13 protein-coding genes and 2 tRNA genes are annotated in these 15,416 nt (G+C 68.4%); 5 read left to right on the plus strand and 10 right to left on the minus strand.

From position 1 onward, the window contains the following. Window positions 1-119: 119 nt before the first annotated feature. Window positions 120-1,085, plus strand: a complete 966-nt coding sequence (locus JIX55_RS18300; protein WP_257564383.1) for a hypothetical protein — start codon at window positions 120-122, stop codon at window positions 1,083-1,085. 264 nt (window positions 1,086-1,349) lie between these two features. On the opposite strand, the gene clpX is transcribed toward JIX55_RS18300, so the two are convergent. From clpX to JIX55_RS18325, 5 genes are all read right to left on the minus strand, one after another. Further along, window positions 1,350-2,636, minus strand: a complete 1,287-nt coding sequence (gene clpX, locus JIX55_RS18305; RefSeq protein WP_257569372.1) for an ATP-dependent Clp protease ATP-binding subunit ClpX — start codon at window positions 2,634-2,636, stop codon at window positions 1,350-1,352. Between the two features lie 204 nt (window positions 2,637-2,840). Beyond that, window positions 2,841-3,521, minus strand: a complete 681-nt coding sequence (locus JIX55_RS18310; RefSeq protein ID WP_306820017.1) for an ATP-dependent Clp protease proteolytic subunit — start codon at window positions 3,519-3,521, stop codon at window positions 2,841-2,843. A 142-nt stretch (window positions 3,522-3,663) separates the two neighbouring features. Continuing rightward, window positions 3,664-4,272 carry an ATP-dependent Clp protease proteolytic subunit gene (locus tag JIX55_RS18315; protein WP_257551227.1) on the minus strand — a complete coding sequence of 203 codons (609 nt, stop codon included), beginning with the start codon at window positions 4,270-4,272 and terminating at the stop codon, window positions 3,664-3,666. Between the two features lie 400 nt (window positions 4,273-4,672). Continuing rightward, window positions 4,673-6,073, minus strand: a complete 1,401-nt coding sequence (gene tig, locus JIX55_RS18320) for a trigger factor (protein ID WP_257564384.1) — start codon at window positions 6,071-6,073, stop codon at window positions 4,673-4,675. A gap of 196 nt (window positions 6,074-6,269) precedes the next feature. After that, a tRNA-Pro gene (locus JIX55_RS18325) sits at window positions 6,270-6,346 on the minus strand. A 178-nt stretch (window positions 6,347-6,524) separates the two neighbouring features. Here JIX55_RS18325 and JIX55_RS18330 point away from each other — a divergent pair. After that, window positions 6,525-6,598 (plus strand) — tRNA-Gly (locus tag JIX55_RS18330). 112 nt (window positions 6,599-6,710) lie between these two features. Here the strand turns inward: JIX55_RS18330 and JIX55_RS18335 are convergent. Then, complete coding sequence (locus JIX55_RS18335) at window positions 6,711-6,905, minus strand: hypothetical protein (RefSeq protein WP_028796974.1); 195 nt, start codon at window positions 6,903-6,905, stop codon at window positions 6,711-6,713. A 603-nt stretch (window positions 6,906-7,508) separates the two neighbouring features. On the opposite strand from JIX55_RS18335, the gene JIX55_RS18340 reads away from it, so the two are divergent. Continuing rightward, window positions 7,509-8,711 carry an acyltransferase family protein gene (locus JIX55_RS18340; protein ID WP_257564385.1) on the plus strand — a complete coding sequence of 401 codons (1,203 nt, stop codon included), beginning with the start codon at window positions 7,509-7,511 and terminating at the stop codon, window positions 8,709-8,711. A 33-nt stretch (window positions 8,712-8,744) separates the two neighbouring features. Here the strand turns inward: JIX55_RS18340 and JIX55_RS18345 are convergent, their stop codons facing one another. Both JIX55_RS18345 and JIX55_RS18350 read right to left on the minus strand, forming a co-directional pair. Continuing rightward, a complete protein-coding gene (locus tag JIX55_RS18345; protein WP_257564386.1) occupies window positions 8,745-9,221 on the minus strand; it encodes an HD domain-containing protein in 477 nt (158 codons plus the stop codon). Between the two features lie 209 nt (window positions 9,222-9,430). Then, window positions 9,431-10,603, minus strand: a complete 1,173-nt coding sequence (locus tag JIX55_RS18350) for a PP2C family protein-serine/threonine phosphatase (protein WP_257564387.1) — start codon at window positions 10,601-10,603, stop codon at window positions 9,431-9,433. 225 nt (window positions 10,604-10,828) lie between these two features. Between JIX55_RS18350 and JIX55_RS18355 the strand changes: the two genes are divergently transcribed. Continuing rightward, window positions 10,829-12,082, plus strand: a complete 1,254-nt coding sequence (locus JIX55_RS18355) for a GNAT family N-acetyltransferase (RefSeq protein WP_257564388.1) — start codon at window positions 10,829-10,831, stop codon at window positions 12,080-12,082. 37 nt (window positions 12,083-12,119) lie between these two features. Here the strand turns inward: JIX55_RS18355 and JIX55_RS18360 are convergent, their stop codons facing one another. After that, window positions 12,120-12,938, minus strand: coding sequence for an Fpg/Nei family DNA glycosylase (locus tag JIX55_RS18360; protein ID WP_257564389.1), 819 nt, complete (start codon window positions 12,936-12,938; stop codon window positions 12,120-12,122). A gap of 223 nt (window positions 12,939-13,161) precedes the next feature. After that, window positions 13,162-13,647, minus strand: a complete 486-nt coding sequence (locus JIX55_RS18365; protein ID WP_257564390.1) for a ribose-5-phosphate isomerase — start codon at window positions 13,645-13,647, stop codon at window positions 13,162-13,164. Between the two features lie 275 nt (window positions 13,648-13,922). On the opposite strand from JIX55_RS18365, the gene JIX55_RS18370 reads away from it, so the two are divergent. Further along, the gene (locus tag JIX55_RS18370; RefSeq protein WP_257564391.1) at window positions 13,923-15,377 is read left to right on the plus strand and encodes an amino acid permease; all 1,455 of its coding nucleotides are present in this window, start codon (window positions 13,923-13,925) and stop codon (window positions 15,375-15,377) included. The last annotated feature ends 39 nt before the right edge of the window (window positions 15,378-15,416 follow it).

Genomic DNA, 15,416 nt, shown 5'->3' on the forward strand with positions numbered 1-15,416 from the left:
TCACGGGGTGGTCCCGAAACTCGATTCTTCGGTAACGGTGTGACCCCCGGTGCGTGGGACCCATCGAGTTTGCGCCAGGATGTCAGGAACACATAAGCATCTGGAGGGGAACCCAGAACATGAGCTACAACCAGCCGGGCCCGTACGGCGGGCAGCAGCCCCAGCAGCCCGGACCGTACGGTCAGCCGGGCGGCCAGCCGGGCCCCTACGGCCAGCAGCCGCCGCAGGCCGCCCCCCAGCCCGGCTACGGCTACCCGCAGCAGGCGCCACCGCCTCAGCAGCCGGGCTACGGGTACCCCCAGCAGGCCCCCCAGGGCGTCCCGCCCCAGACCCCGCCCTACGGCCAGCAGCAGGCCCCGTACGGCCAGCAGCCCTACCCGACCGTGCCCCAGCCACCCGTCTCCGGCGGTGGCGGCGGCAAGAAGGTCGGCATCATCCTCGGCGCGGTGGCCGTGGTGGCCGCGATCGCCGTGGGCGCGTACTTCGTCCTCGGCGGAGGCGGCGGCGCGGACATCGCGGACGACGGGCCGCACAAGCTGACTACGCCGGCGACTGTGCTCAGTGAGTACAAGAAGAACGACAGCAGCGGCGGAGCTTTGTCCGAGAGCGATGTGAAGGACGCCGAGAAGTGGGGAGTAACCAACCCCACGGACGTCAGCGCCTCGTACGTGTCCGGCAACGAGAACAACCCGTTGGCACAGAAGCAGCTTCACTTCAGCGGCGTCTACGGCGAGATCGAGGACCCCGAGAAGGTCGTCGACGCCATGCTGGACCACATGAAGTCCGAGTCCGGGAAGGACGATGACGACATCAAGGTCACCATGGTCGGTGACCCGAAGTCGTACGACTCCGCCGAGGGCGCGGTCCTCAAGTGCCAGGACGCCAAGATGGAGCCCACCGACGGCGGCACCAGCGACGGGCCGAGCGTGATGAACATTTCGTTCTGCGTGTGGGGCGACTACAGCACGGTCGGCATCGTGATGCCGATGGACCTCGCGAGCATCATGGCCGAGAAGCCCACGGATCAGGCCACCGCCGCGGAAACGACCGCGAAGTTCCGCGAGGCGGTTCGCGTCAAGGCCTGACCTCCACCAACTCCCGGACTGTTTCGGTAAGCATGACGGCTCGGCACCTCGATGTGAGGGCCGAGCCGTAGCTGCATGCCTTCCTGGCCCTGGGGCCGAGCACATGGCCCTGGTTGCCGAGGTAGCGCGCAAGGAGCCAAGGCTTTGACGTGAGCCTGGCGTGTGGTGTTTCCCTCGGTCGGCGGCCATTTGAGCGAAAAAGGGTGCCTGGCGCATCACTGCGCCAGGCACCCTTCCTGCCAAGTGGGTGAAGAGAAGCAGGCGTTACGCCGTCTTCTGCTCCCCCGGCCCCCGCCCCCGCGCGTCGCGAGGAATGAGCGTCGGGTTGACGTTCGAGAGGACGACGTCCGCTGTGATGACGACGCGGGCCACGTCCTTGCGGGACGGGACCTCGTACATGACCGCCTGGAGGACCTCTTCCATGATGGCGCGCAGGCCGCGCGCGCCGGTCTGGCGGAGGATGGCCTGGTCGGCGATGGCTTCCAGGGCCTCGCGCTCGAAGTCCAGCTCCACGCCGTCGAGTTCGAAGAGGCGCTGGTACTGCTTCACCAGGGCGTTGCGGGGCTCGATGAGGATCTGGAGCAGGGCCTCGCGGTCCAGGTTGTGGACGGAGGTGATGACCGGGAGGCGGCCGATGAACTCGGGGATCATGCCGAACTTGACCAGGTCCTCGGGCATGACGGCCTCGAACTGGTCCTTGGACTCCAGCTCGCGCTTGGAGCGGATCGTGGCGCCGAAGCCGATGCCCTTGGCGCCGGCCCGGGACTCGATGATCTTCTCCAGGCCCGCGAAGGCGCCGCCCACGATGAACAGGACGTTCGTCGTGTCGATCTGGATGAACTCCTGGTGGGGGTGCTTCCGGCCGCCCTGGGGCGGGACGGAGGCCGTGGTGCCCTCCAGGATCTTCAACAGGGCCTGCTGGACGCCCTCGCCCGACACGTCGCGCGTGATGGAGGGGTTTTCACTCTTCCTCGCGACCTTGTCGATCTCATCGATGTAGATGATCCCGGTCTCGGCCTTCTTGACGTCGTAGTCGGCCGCCTGGATGAGCTTGAGGAGGATGTTCTCGACGTCCTCGCCCACATAGCCCGCCTCCGTCAGCGCCGTCGCGTCGGCGATGGCGAACGGGACGTTCAGCATGCGGGCCAGCGTCTGGGCCAGCAGCGTCTTTCCGGAGCCGGTCGGGCCGAGCAGCAGGATGTTGGACTTCGCCAACTCGATGGCGTCCTCGCGGCCTTGGGCGCCGCCGTTCTCACCGGCCTGGACCCGCTTGTAGTGGTTGTACACCGCGACGGAGAGGGCCTTCTTGGCCGGCTCCTGGCCGACCACATAGCCCTCGAGGAACTCGTAGATCTCGCGGGGCTTCGGGAGTTCCTCCCAGCGGACCTCGCTGGTCTCCGCGAGCTCTTCCTCGATGATCTCGTTGCAGAGGTCGATGCACTCGTCGCAGATGTACACACCGGGCCCTGCGATGAGCTTCTTGACCTGCTTCTGGCTCTTGCCGCAGAACGAGCACTTGAGCAGATCGCCGCCGTCACCGATGCGTGCCACGGTGTGCTTCCCCTTCGCCATGGGAGACGCCTGGACAATTGGAATCCAGCGGCTCCTGGTGCTGCCTTATGTCGACGGTACCTTGCCGGGCCCCTCGTTCGGGCCCCCCTTGGCACGGTTCGCTTTGCCGTGCACCTTGTCGCGCACTGGGCCAAACGGTGCCAACCATGCCAAGGGGCGGCAGACAATACAGCCTTTCCGCCGTCAGCGGACGTCCGCGTTGTTCATCTTCCGCGTGGAGATGATCTGGTCGATCAGGCCGTACGACAGCGCGTCCTCGGCCGTGAGGATCTTGTCGCGCTCGATGTCCTCGCGGATCTTCTCGATCGGCGTGGTGGAGTGCTTGGCCAGCATGTCCTCCAGCTGCGCGCGCATCCGGAGGATCTCGTTGGCGGCGATCTCCAGGTCGGAGACCTGGCCGCGGCCCGTCTCGCTGTACGGCTGGTGGATCAGGACACGGGCGTTCGGGAGCGCCATGCGCTTGCCCGGCGTACCGGCGGCCAGCAGGATCGCGGCGGCGGAGGCCGCCTGGCCCATGCACACCGTCTGGATGTCGGGCTTCACGAACTGCATCGTGTCGTAGATCGCGGTGAGCGCCGTGAAGGAGCCGCCGGGGCTGTTGATGTAGACCGAGATGTCCCGGTCGGGGTCCATCGACTCCAGGCACAGCAGCTGCGCCATGACGTCGTTGGCGGAGGCGTCGTCGATCTGTACGCCGAGGAAGATCACCCGCTCCTCGAAGAGCTTGGCGTACGGGTCGTACTCGCGGATGCCCTGCGAGGTGCGCTCGACGAAGCGGGGGATGACATAGCGGGACTCGGCGCGGGGGCCGGTGTACTCGGCCTCGGTGCGGGCGTAGATGCCGCTGCCGGGGAAGTCGTTCACGGTTTCTCCTGGAAAGAGGGCTGGGGCGGTGGACTGGAGGGACTGGGAAGGGCGCTGACGGCCCCGAGGAGGCTCAGGGGCTCCCCGGGTGGGTCAGGGGCTCCGGGGAGCGCCCTGTGGCCCTGTTTGCCGTCTTCGGCTCTCAGGCCGCCCCGGTACCGCCGCCGCCCGGCATGCCGGCGGCCGTGGGGATCACGTCGTCGATGAGGCCGTACTCCTTGGCCTCGAAGGCGTCGAACCAGCGGTCGCGGTCCGAGTCGCGGGTGACCTGGTCGACGGTCTGCCCCGTGTGCTGCGAGGTGAGCTCCGCCATGCGCTTCTTGGTGTGCAGCAGCCGCTCGGCGTGGATCTTGATGTCCGAGGCGGAACCGGCCAGGCCGGCCGAGGGCTGGTGGATCAGGATCTCGGCGTTCGGCAGCGCGAAGCGCTTGCCGGGCGTGCCCGCGCTGAGCAGGAACTGGCCCATCGAGGCCGCCAGGCCCATGGCGATGGTCACCACGTCGTTCTTGATGAACTGCATCGTGTCGTAGATCGCCATGCCGGCCGTGATCGAGCCGCCGGGGCTGTTGATGTAGAGGTAGATGTCCTTGTCGGGGTCCGCGGCAAGGAGCAGCAACTGTGCGGTGATCTTGTTGGCAATGTCGTCGTCGACCGGCTGGCCGAGGAAGATGATCCGCTCGTTGAGCAGCCGGTTGTAGACCTGGTCGCCGAGGCCACCACCGATGGAAGGCTCGCCGGCGGCGGAGGGCATCAGATTCGTCACGTATCCACCTGCTCGTCTTACGACGGCGCCGGGCCGTCTTCACGTTTCCCTGCGGGGCTGGAGCCGTTCGGGGACTCCACTGCCCTCGTATTCATGGACCCTAACGCGCGGGTCCCTTCGGGGAATCCCGGAGAAGGAACTGTTCGCTGTCAGCGCATGCGCTCCGCTGGTGGGGCCGGTGGTGCGGTGGGACCACCCGCCCCGTGAGGGGCACGGGGAACTGTGCGACCGGCCACGGACAAGCCGCAGACGCGTCTGCCACGGACTGCGCGTCGGCGGGTGCGGCTCGCAGTGGGCCGAGCGCGCGGTTCCCCGCGCCCTGGGGAAGCGGAGGGGCCCCCGGGTCACAAGTGTCCCGGGGGCCCCTCACGGCTTCAGAGCGGAGCGATCAGGCCTCGGGGGCCTTCTCCTCGGCCTCCGCCTCGGCCTCGGCCGCAGCCGGGGTCTCCTCGGCGGCGCCCTCGGCGCCCTCTTCCTCCTCGTCGTCCAGGTCGACGATCTCGCCGTTGGTGTCCTTGACGGTGGAGGACTCGACGACGAGGGCCAGGGCCTTGCCGCGGGCGACCTCGCCGACGAGGAGCTGGACCTGGTTGTTCTGGACGACGGCCTGGGCGAACTGGTCCGGGGACATGCCGGAGGAGGCCGCGCGACGCATGAGGTGCTCGGTGAGCTCCTCCTGGTTGACGTTCAGCTTCTCCTTGGCGACCAGCTCGTCGAGGACGAACTGGGTCTTGATGCCCTTGACGGCCGCTTCCTTGGTCTCGGCCTCGAACTCCTCGACCGTCTTGCCCTGGATCTCGAGGTACTTCTCGAGGTCGAGACCCATCTGGCCGAGCTGGTGGTGCTCCAGGTTGTGCTTGCGGGTGTTGATCTCGTCCTCGAGCAGCTTCTCGGGGACGGGCACCTCGACGATCTCGAGCAGCTTCTCCAGGACGCGCTCCTGGGCCTGCGTGGCCTGGTCGTACTGCTTCATGTTCTCCAGGCGCTTACGGCTGTCGCCGCGCAGCTCCTCGAGCGTGTCGAACTCGGAGGCGAGCTGCGCGAACTCGTCGTCCAGCTCGGGCAGTTCGCGGGCGGCGACCTGGGTGACCTTGACGGTGACCTCGGCCTCCTTGCCGGCGGCCGAGCCGCCCTTGAGCTCGGAGGCGAAGGTGGCCTCGCCACCGGCCTCCAGGCCCTTCACGGCGTCGTCGATGCCGTCCAGCAGCTCGCCGGAGCCGATGGTGTAGGAGACGCCGTCGGCGACGCCGTCCTCCAGGACCTCGCCGTCGACCTTGGCCTCCAGGTCGATCGTGACGACGTCGCCGTCCTCGGCGGCACGCTCGACCGGGGAGGTCGAGGCGAAGCGCTCACGGAGCTGCTCGACGGCCTCGTCGACGTCCTCCTCGGTGACCTCGACGGCGTCGACCTCGACCTCGATGCCGGAGTAGTCCGGGATCTCGATGGTCGGGCGGACGTCGACCTCGGCGGTGAAGTTCAGCGTCTCGCCGTCCTTCAGCTCCGTGATGTCGACCTCGGGCTGGCCCAGGACGTTGAGCTCGGCCTCGTTGACCGCATCGGTGTAGAACTTCGGAAGCGCGTCGTTGACCGCCTCCTCCAGGACCGCACCGCGGCCGAACCGCTGGTCGATGACGCGGGCCGGGATCTTGCCCTTGCGGAAGCCCTTCACCGTGACCTGCTGGTTGATCTTCTTGTACGCCGCGTCGAGGCTGTCCTTGAGCTCCTCGAAGGGCACCTCGATGCTGAGCCGAACCCGGGTCGGGTTCAGGGTCTCCACGGCGCTCTTCACGGTTCGGTCTCCTTGGGGGCTGACTTCTTGGGGTTCTGCTGAGGTCTCCTACCGGTGCGGCGGAGCCTCAGAGGATTCGCGGCCCTTGAGAGACGTCAGGGTGCAGACACACGGGCGCGCAGCTTGCATAGTAACCGCAGGCGGTACACGCCCCAAAAGGTGATCTTGCCGGTGGCGGGCGCGCCGTCCGGCACGGTGGTCGGGGTGGCGGGATTTGAACCCACGGCCTTCCGCTCCCAAAGCGGACGCGCTACCAAGCTGCGCCACACCCCGTCTGGTGCGACACGTAGGGTACATGCCCCCAGCCCACACGGTTGCCGCATTTCACGGAGTGCGCGGGGGCGTGCGACGGCGGGTGACGGGCGCGGCCGGGATGGGGCGTGCGGCCGGGGCACCCGACCCGCTACGATGCCTTCTGTGCCGCGGTCCTCCGACCTGCGGCGCGCGCTGTGCGGGCGTAGCTCAATGGTAGAGCCCTAGTCTTCCAAACTAGCTACGCGGGTTCGATTCCCGTCGCCCGCTCCAACGGCCTCCGGCCCGGTTTCGAGGGATTCCTCGGACCGGGCCGGAGGTTTTTCGTGTGGTCTCGCGCCACGTACACGGCACGGCTCGTTCACGCTGCGCATCCGCTCGGTCGCTAGAACTGGATCGAGTTGATCGTGTCCGCTATCGAGTTCAGGAAGCGTTGGATGTCGTCGGCCATGCCCGTCGAGGCGAGAAAGAACCCGAAGAGGATGGCGACGACGGCCGGTCCGGCCTTGATCGTCCCTCCTCGCATCAGGACCACCAGGACGATCCCCAGCAAGAGCACCACTGACAGCGAAATGGCCACAACAGATCACACCCTCGGTCGGTCCGCACTCCCGGCCCGGGGCGCCGACCCCACGCGCACCCCGCCAGAACCATCGTGCCACCAACCAGGCCTTCGTATGCGGCTGGTGGGGCAACGTCGGCCACGGTCACACGGAACCCGCACGCACGTCCCCCCACGCATCCTCCGTCAACAAGGGGGCGTCCGTGGCGAATTCAGAGTGATCGTTTCCGTGCACACACATCTTGTGCGCAGGTAATTCGAATTGTTGCCACAGACACATCAAGCGCCTTGCTCGGGTGGGTAATCAACCGGACATTCCACCGGAGTCGCCTGCGCATGTTATGCACCATTTAGTCGGGATGAATGCGGACAGAAGGGTCGCACGTCGTCCCATGTCATCTACCCTGCGGTGCACGGACGGTGACGCTCTGCCCGATGACAGCTTCACCGAATCCGGGGTACTCGCAGGTGACACGTACCCCTCAATACAGGATTCACGTCGGTGGTTTTACGAAATCGCACAGACAGCGCTAGGGTGCCTCAGATGTTCACCGCTGCCTCGTCCCCCCCTTGCGCAGCGAGTGCTCGGACCGCCCCGTGGAGTTCCCGGCGGGAGGGTCTGTGACGAACTCGCTGCGACCGCACGGCCGGTCCAGGGCGCCGCTCCCCCCGGCACAGTCACCACAGTCGCCGACGGACGGAGTGCCGAGTCCGCGCTCGCTGAAGTCCTCGTCCCCTCACCCGACGCCGGCCGGCGCCTCCCCGGAGGCCAGACCGGCCAAACAACGTGACGCGTTCTTCGACAACGCCAAGTACCTCGCCATCGTGCTCGTCGCGATGGGTCACGCCTGGGAGCCGCTGACCGACCACAGCCGTGCCGCCGAGGCGCTGTACATGGTCGTGTACACCTTCCACATGCCGGCGTTCATCATCATCTCCGGCTACTTCTCGCGCAGTTTCGACATGCGCCCCGACCGGCTCCGGCGGCTGGTCACCGGCATCGCCGTGCCGTACGTCCTCTTCGAGGTCGCCTACTCCGTCTTCAAGCGGTACGGCAACGACGACCCCTCGCACCCGATCAGTCTGCTCGACCCCTGGTACCTCACCTGGTTCCTGATCGCGCTGTTCGTGTGGCGGCTGACGACGCCGCTGTGGAAGGTGGTGCGCTGGCCGATCCCGGTGTCGCTCGGCATCGCGGCGCTCGCCTCCGTCTCGCCCGACATCGGCGACGACCTGGATCTGCAGCGCGTCCTGCAGTTTCTGCCGTTCTTCGTCGTCGGTCTCTTCATGAAGCCCGCGCACTTCCAGTTCATGCGGCGCCGTGAGGTGCGGATCCTGTCCGTGCCGGTGATGGCGAGCGCACTGGCGCTGGCGTACTGGGTGGGCCCGGACATGAGTTCGGCCTGGTTCTACCACCGCGAGAGCGCCCAGGAGTTGGGTGCGCCGTGGTGGGCGGGGGTCGTCATGACCCTCGCGCTGTTCGGCTGCTCCATGGTGCTCACCACCTGCTTCTTCGCCTGGGTACCCCGGCGGAAGATGTGGTTCACCGTTCTGGGCGCGGGCACCCTGTACGGCTATCTGCTGCACGGGTTCCTCGCGAAGGGCTCGCGCTTCTGGGACTGGTACGACGCCAACGCGTGGGTGTACCAGCCGCTCGGCGAGCTGCTCGTCACCGTCTTCGCGGCCGCTGTCATCACCCTGCTGTGCACCCCGCCGGTACAGCGGATGTTCCGGTTCGCCATGGAGCCCAAGATGGAGTGGGCGTTCAAGCGGGACGCCACCGAGCTGGCCCGCGAGCGCGGGAAGGTCCAGGCCAAGGCATAGGCCCCGGTTCCCTCGCCGCTCTGCGGTTGTCCGTCACGTCACCTCCTCGGCCGCCGGTTCGTCCGGCAGGCCGAGGAGGTTTCGCATGTGGGCGTACTTCTTCGTCAGCCGGGTGCGGGTGGGTTCGTCCAGGACGGCGAGCCGGGACGGGTTGGCGTTGTGGGCGAGGTCCGACTGCTTGACGAGGAGCGCGCCCGGGGTGGCGAGGATACGGGCGGCGTACGCCTCCGGGGGCTCGCCCGGGCGTTTGGTGAGAGCCAGCACGATGGCCTTCGTACGGGGGGTCAGCGGCGCCTCGGCCAGCCATTCCTCGGTGAGGGCGTCGTCCTCGACGGCGTCGTGCAGCCAGGCCGCGGCGATTTGCTCCGCGTCGCCGCCCCGTGCCCTGACGCCGTGGGCCACCGCCTGGAGGTGCTCGGTGTAGGGGCGGCCGGCCTTGTCGGTCTGGGTGGCGTGTGCGGTGCGGGCCAGGACCTCTACTTCGGGGAGGGAGAGGGGGGTTGGGGGCATCGGGCGGGCTCCTGTCGTGTGGTGGCTTGCGGGACTGGATTGTCGCCCCTGCCGCCCCTGCCCGTCCCATCTCCCCCAGGGGCTGTGCCCCTTCGACCCCCTTGGGCGCCTTATAGCTCGGGGGTTCGGGTTCGTCGGCGGGTGCGGGTTCGTCGTGGTTGATCGCGCAGTTCCCCGCGCCCCTAAAAAGACGGGGCGCGCCCGCCCGGTTACTTGGCGGCCGTGGGGCCTTCTCGGCAGATGAGCAGGAGGGCTCGGTCGTCGTTGACGTCCTTCGCCACGGCCTCGATGAGGTGCCAGGCGGCGCCGTGGAAGCCGCCGGCGACATAGCGGTCGGCCTCGCCGGTGAGGCGGTCGATGCCCTCGACGATGTCGCGGTCGGAGGTCTCGACAAGGCCGTCGGTGAAGAGCATCAGGACGTCGCCGGGGCGGAGGGAGCCCTTGACCGGGTCGAACTGGGCGCCGTCGTAGACGCCCAGGAGGGGACCCTCGGCGGCCTTCTCCTCCCAGCGGCCGGTGCCGGCGCTGAGCTGGAGGCCGGGCGGGTGGCCGGCGGAGAAGAGTTCGTAGTCGCCGGAGTCGAGGTCGAGGACGAGGTGGATGGAGGTCGCGAAGCCCTCGTCCCAGTCCTGGCGGAGGAGATAGCCGTTCGCCGCCGGGAGGAACGCGTGCGGTGGGAGCGATCCCAGCAGGCCGCCGAAGGCGCCGGAGAGAAGCAGGGCGCGGGAGCCCGCGTCCATGCCCTTGCCGGAGACATCGGTGAGGACGACCTCGAGGGTGCGACCGCCGTTCGTACGGGCGGCCACGACGAAGTCGCCCGAGAAGGACTGGCCGCCCGCCGGGCGGAGGGCCATCTCGCGGTGCCAACCGGCCGGCAACTGCGGCAACTTGCTCTGTACCCGGATGCGTTCGCGCAGGTCGAAGAGCATGGTGCCGCCGCGCCGCCAGGGGACGCCGACGCGGCTGCGGAACTGAGCGATGAGAAGGCCGAAGAAACCGCAGGCGGCGACCACGAGCACTATGCCCGGCGTCACCCGGGCCGGGCCCTCGGTGTAGGGGCCGAGCCGCACGGACTCCACGATCAGCGCGGTCGCGGCGGCCGCGTACAGGCCGAGGAGGCTGGCGGGGCGGAGCAGGAGGCCGCCCGCGACGATGGGAAGGACGAGGACGGCCGGTGAGAACCACACCTCGTTGACCATCGTGAAGCCGGCGATCACCGGGATCATCAGCAGCAGACCGACCAGGGCGATCCAGTCGGAGCCGTCGCCGCGGAAGTAGTCGACGGCGGATTTGCGCACGCCGGTGCGGGCCCGGTGAACCAGCTTCTTCATCCGGGCCGTGAACGTATCGGCCGCCGCGCGCCGCTCTCGTCCTGCTGCCATTGTTCGGGACCTTATCCATCGGACCAGCCCCTGTGCACAGGAGGTCCTACTTGTCCCCCTTCCGAGGGCCGGTTCACGACGAATCTCACACAGATCTCACACCGGAACGCGTCCTTCTGCCCCCGTGCACCCTCCGTGCGGCACCTGGGAAGGATCCCACGAGACCTCCCCGCGCGCGGGAGGAATTCACTCGCTCGCACCGGATTGCCCTGCTAGGCATGGTGTATGACGACTGAGCTGCGGACGCTGGGCAAGGACGACTGGAACGTCTGGTACGACAACCTCCTCCGGGCCTTCGGCGGAGCCTCGGAACCGGCCGAGGAGCGCGAGTTGTGGCAGGCGCTCGCTCAGTACGACCGCTCGATCGGTGCGTGGGACGGCGACCAATGCGTGGGTACGGCGGGGGCCTTCGACTTCCGTATCACGGTTCCCGGTGGCGCGGTCGTCCCGGCGGCGGGCGTCACGATGGTGAGCGTCGCGGCCACGCACCGGCGGCGCGGCGTACTGACATCCATGATGCGGCGGCAGTTGGACGACGTCCGCTCCTGGGGCGAGCCGCTGGCCGTGCTGACCGCGTCCGAGCCGGTGATCTACGGCCGGTTCGGGTACGGCCTGGCCACGCACCGGCTCGGCGCCGAGATCGACACCACCCGGGTACGGCTGTCCGTACCGCCCGGCACCGATGACGTACGTCTGCGGTACGCGGAACCCGCCGACGTACTGGACCTGTGCGAGACGGTGTACGCCCGCCGGGTGCCGGAGCGGCCGGGGATGCTGGAGCGGCGGCCCGGCTGGGAGCGGGTGGAACTGCTCGACACGGACCGCCACCGGGACGGGGCGTCGCCCTTGCAGTGCGTGGTGGCCGAGCGGGCCGGCGGTGGTGACGGGGACGGCTCCGATGTGGTCGGTTACGCGCGGTTCCGGATCAAGCCTGTCTGGGGGCCGGGCGGGGCGGAGGGCGTCGTCGCGCTGAGCGCGCTGGAGGCCGTGGATCCCGCCGCGCACGCCGCGCTGTGGCGGTTCCTCTTCGACATCGACCTGACGGCGAAGATCGTCGCGCATCGGCTGCCCGTGGACGAGCCGGCGCTGCACCTGGTGTCGGACATCCGCCGGTGCGGGTTACAGCTGAAGGACGACCTGTATGTACGGCTCGTGGACGTCGGCGCGGCCTTGCGGGCGCGGACCTATCAGGCGCCGCTGGATGTGGTGTTCGAGGTCGAGGACGCCTTCTGCCCCTGGAACGAGGGGCGTTGGCGGCTCTCCGGCGACCCCAAGGGCGCGACCTGCGAACGGACCGCCGACGCCGCCGATCTCTCCCTCTCCGTACGGGAGTTGGGGGCCGTCTATCTGGGCGGTGTGAGCCTCGCGTCCCTGGCCGCGGCCGGACGGGTGCGGGAGCTGCGGCAGGGGGCGGTGGCGGAGGCGTCCACGGGGTTCCTCGCGTCGGGGTCGGCGCCCTGGCTGCCGCACGGGTTCTAGGGCGCGGGTCCGGGGTTCGCCGCGGCGACTCCGGCCTTCACCTCTGTTGGCAGGTCGGGCACCAGAAGAGGTTGCGGGCGGCGAGATCGGCGGTGCGGATCTCGCCGCCACAGATGTGGCAGGGGACGTTGGCCCTGCGGTACACGTAGACCTCGCCGCCGTGGTCGTCGACGCGGGGCGGGCGGCCCATGGCCTCCGGGGTGTGTTCCGGGCGGACGGTGTCGATGCGGTTGTTGCGCACGCCCTCACGCATGAGCATCACGAGATCGGTCCACATCGCCTCCCACTCGCGGGAGTTGATGTCCTTGCCCGCGCGGTACGGGTCGATGCCGTGCCGGAAGAGGACCTCCGCGCGGTAGACGTTGCCGACGCCCGCGATGACCTTCTGGTCCATGAGGAGTGCGGCGATCGTCGTACGGCTGCGGGAGACGCGGGCGTACGCGCGTGCCGGGTCGGCGTCGGGGCGGAGCGGGTCCGGGCCGAGGCGGGCGTGGATGGCCTGCTTCTCGGCGTCCGTGATCAGGGCGCAGGTCGTCGGGCCGCGGAGGTCCACGTACGACGTGTCGTTGCGCAGCCGCAGGCGGACGGTGTCCGTGGGCGGGGGCGCGGGGGCCGGGCCGAAGGTGACCTTGCCGAAGAGGCCCAGATGGATGTGGACCCATTCCTCGGCGTCGGCGTCGCCGAAGTGCAGGAAGAGGTGCTTGCCGTGGGCCTCGGCGGTGTGGAGGGGGGTGCCCGTGAGCAGGGCGGCCGCGTCGGCGAACTTGCCCTGGGGGCTTGTGACGTGGGCTTTCCGGCCGCCGAAGTGAGCGAGGTAGTCCTCGGCGAGGCGGTGGATGGTGTGCCCCTCCGGCACGGGTGCCTCCGGCGGTTCGGCAGGGTGGGTGGGGGGTGGTTGGGGGTGCGTTTTCGGGTGCGGGTGTGTGGGGGTTGCTCGCGCAGTTCCCCGCGCCCCTTAAAAGCACCGGGGGCGCCCCATGCTTTTAAGGGCCGCGGGGAACTGCGCGAGCAGCCACACACAACCCGCGGCCGCCCCTACGAGCCCAGTCTCCGGGGCTCGGGGGCGGGCGGCTCCAAGCCTACGGCTGGGGGTGGTGCGCCGGGATCGGCGGGAGGTCGCCGGTCGTCTCGTACGTCGCCAGCATGTCGATGCGGCGGATGTGACGCTCGTCACCGGAGAACGGCGTGTTGAGGAAGGTCTCGACGAACTTGGTCGCGTCTTCCTGTGAGTGCATACGGGCGCCCACGGCGACGACGTTCGCGTTGTTGTGCTCACGGCCGAGCGCGGCGGTCTCGGCGCTCCACGCGAGGGCGGCGCGAACCCCGGCCACCTTGTTCGCGGCGATCTGCTCCCCGTTGCCGGAGCCGCCGATGACGATGCCGAGGGAGCCGGAGTCGGCGGCCGTGCGCTCTGCCGCGCGGAGGCAGAACGGCGGGTAGTCGTCCTGGGCGTCGTAGATGTGGGGCCCGCAGTCGACGGGCTCGTGGCCGGCGGCCTTCAGCCACTCGACGAGGTGGTTCTTGAGTTCGTATCCGGCGTGATCCGAGCCGAGGTAGACGCGCATGGTCCGAGTGTGACACGCGTGTTTCGGTCCGGCGCGACGGGGTGCCGACGCGTCAAACCGTGAGCCACGCCACGGAACCTCAAGTAAACCTCAAGTAACGATCTGGATTCAAAGGTTCAGGAATCCTTTTACCTCCGATTCACTGGACCGATCTTTACAGCGGCTCACCTGGCCCCCAGCCGTCGACTCTCGTTTCCCCTCTTACGAGAGTCGATCGGGGAGTCGCTGGGCAGACGCACGGAAGTCCCCCCAACGGCGCAAAGGAAACTCCCCCCATGACCTCGCAGCCGACTCTCCCGTCCCAGACGGGCACCCAAGGCTCCTCCTCACCCCCCTCCCCCGGTCTGCAGGCCGGCCTCAAGAACCGCCATCTGTCGATGATCGCGATCGGTGGTGTGATCGGGGCCGGGCTGTTCGTCGGGTCGAGTTCCGGTATCGCCACCGCCGGTCCAGGCATCCTGCTGTCGTACGCGCTGGTCGGCACGATGGTGGTGCTGGTGATGCGGATGCTCGGTGAGATGTCCGCCGCCAACCCGACGTCGGGTTCGTTCTCCGCGCACGCCGACCGGGCGCTCGGCCGCTGGGCCGGGTTCTCGATCGGCTGGCTGTACTGGTTCTTCTGGGTCGTCGTGCTCGCGGTCGAGGCGACCGCGGGTGCGGTGATCCTGGAGGGCTGGATACCGGCCGTGTCGCAGTGGGGCTGGGCGCTGATCGTGATGGTCGTGCTGACCGCCACGAACCTGGTCTCGGTCGGTTCCTACGGTGAGTTCGAGTTCTGGTTCGCGGGCATCAAGGTCGTCGCGATCGCCGCGTTCATCGTGGTGGGCGGGCTGGCTGTCTTCGGGCTGCTGCCGGGCGCCGACAGCGACAAGGCCGGACTGTCGAACCTGACCGAACACGGCGGGTTCCTGCCCAACGGGGCCGGTGCGATCCTCATCGGTGTGCTGCTGGTCGTCTTCTCCTTCATGGGCAGCGAGATCGCCACGCTGGCCGCCGGTGAGACGGAGAATCCGCAGAAGGCCATCACCAAGTCCACCAACAGCATCATCTGGCGGATCGGTGTCTTCTATCTCGGCTCGATCTTCGTCGTCGTGGCGCTGCTGCCGTGGAACGACCCGTCGATCAAGGAGAAGGGCTCCTACGTCGCCGCCCTGGACTCCCTCGGGATCGCGCACGCCGGGCAGATCATGAACTTCATCGTGCTGACCTCGGTGCTGTCCTGTCTCAACTCCGGTCTGTACACCGCCTCCCGCATGGCGTTCTCCCTCGGTGAGCGCGGGGACGCGCCGCGTGCGTTCGCCCGTACGAACGGCCGGGGTGTGCCGATGGCCGCGATCCTCGCCTCGGTCGTCTTCGGCTTTGTCGCGGTCGTCTTCAACTACTTCTTCCCCAAGGGCGTCTTCCTCTTCCTGGTCAACTCCTCCGGCGCGGTCGCCCTGTTCGTGTGGCTCGTCATCTGCTTCTCCCAGCTCCGCATGCGCAAGATCATCGAGCGGGAGACGCCGGAGAAGCTCGTCGTGAAGATGTGGCTGTACCCCTATCTGACCTGGGCCACCATCGGCCTCATCCTCTTCGTCCTCGGCTACATGCTCACTGACACCGAACACGGCAACCAGGAGATCCTGCTGCTGTCGCTGCTGGTCGCGGCCGTCGTCGTCGGCATCGCGCTGATCAAGGAGAAGGTCGGTGGCGGGAAGGCCGCCGCCGAGGTCTCCGACAAGGTCCACTGACGGGGCGGCGGTCTAACCCGCTTCAGGGAACCGGGGTCC

It is taken from the genome of Streptomyces sp. DSM 40750, assembly GCF_024612035.1.
Lineage (GTDB): Bacteria > Actinomycetota > Actinomycetes > Streptomycetales > Streptomycetaceae > Streptomyces.

What these genes read in the sequence shown, in the direction of transcription:
- JIX55_RS18345 (WP_257564386.1), bottom strand. Translation starts at nt 9,221, where the DNA reads ATGCCCCCAACCCCCCTCTCCCTCCCCGAAGTAGAGGTCCTGGCCCGC.
- JIX55_RS18365 (WP_257564390.1), bottom strand. Translation starts at nt 13,647, where the DNA reads ATGCGCGTCTACCTCGGCTCGGATCACGCCGGATACGAACTCAAGAAC.
- JIX55_RS18300 (WP_257564383.1), top strand. Translation starts at nt 120, where the DNA reads ATGAGCTACAACCAGCCGGGCCCGTACGGCGGGCAGCAGCCCCAGCAG.
- JIX55_RS18355 (WP_257564388.1), top strand. Translation starts at nt 10,829, where the DNA reads ATGACGACTGAGCTGCGGACGCTGGGCAAGGACGACTGGAACGTCTGG.
- JIX55_RS18350 (WP_257564387.1), bottom strand. Translation starts at nt 10,603, where the DNA reads ATGGCAGCAGGACGAGAGCGGCGCGCGGCGGCCGATACGTTCACGGCC.
- JIX55_RS18315 (WP_257551227.1), bottom strand. Translation starts at nt 4,272, where the DNA reads ATGCCCTCCGCCGCCGGCGAGCCTTCCATCGGTGGTGGCCTCGGCGAC.
- JIX55_RS18370 (WP_257564391.1), top strand. Translation starts at nt 13,923, where the DNA reads ATGACCTCGCAGCCGACTCTCCCGTCCCAGACGGGCACCCAAGGCTCC.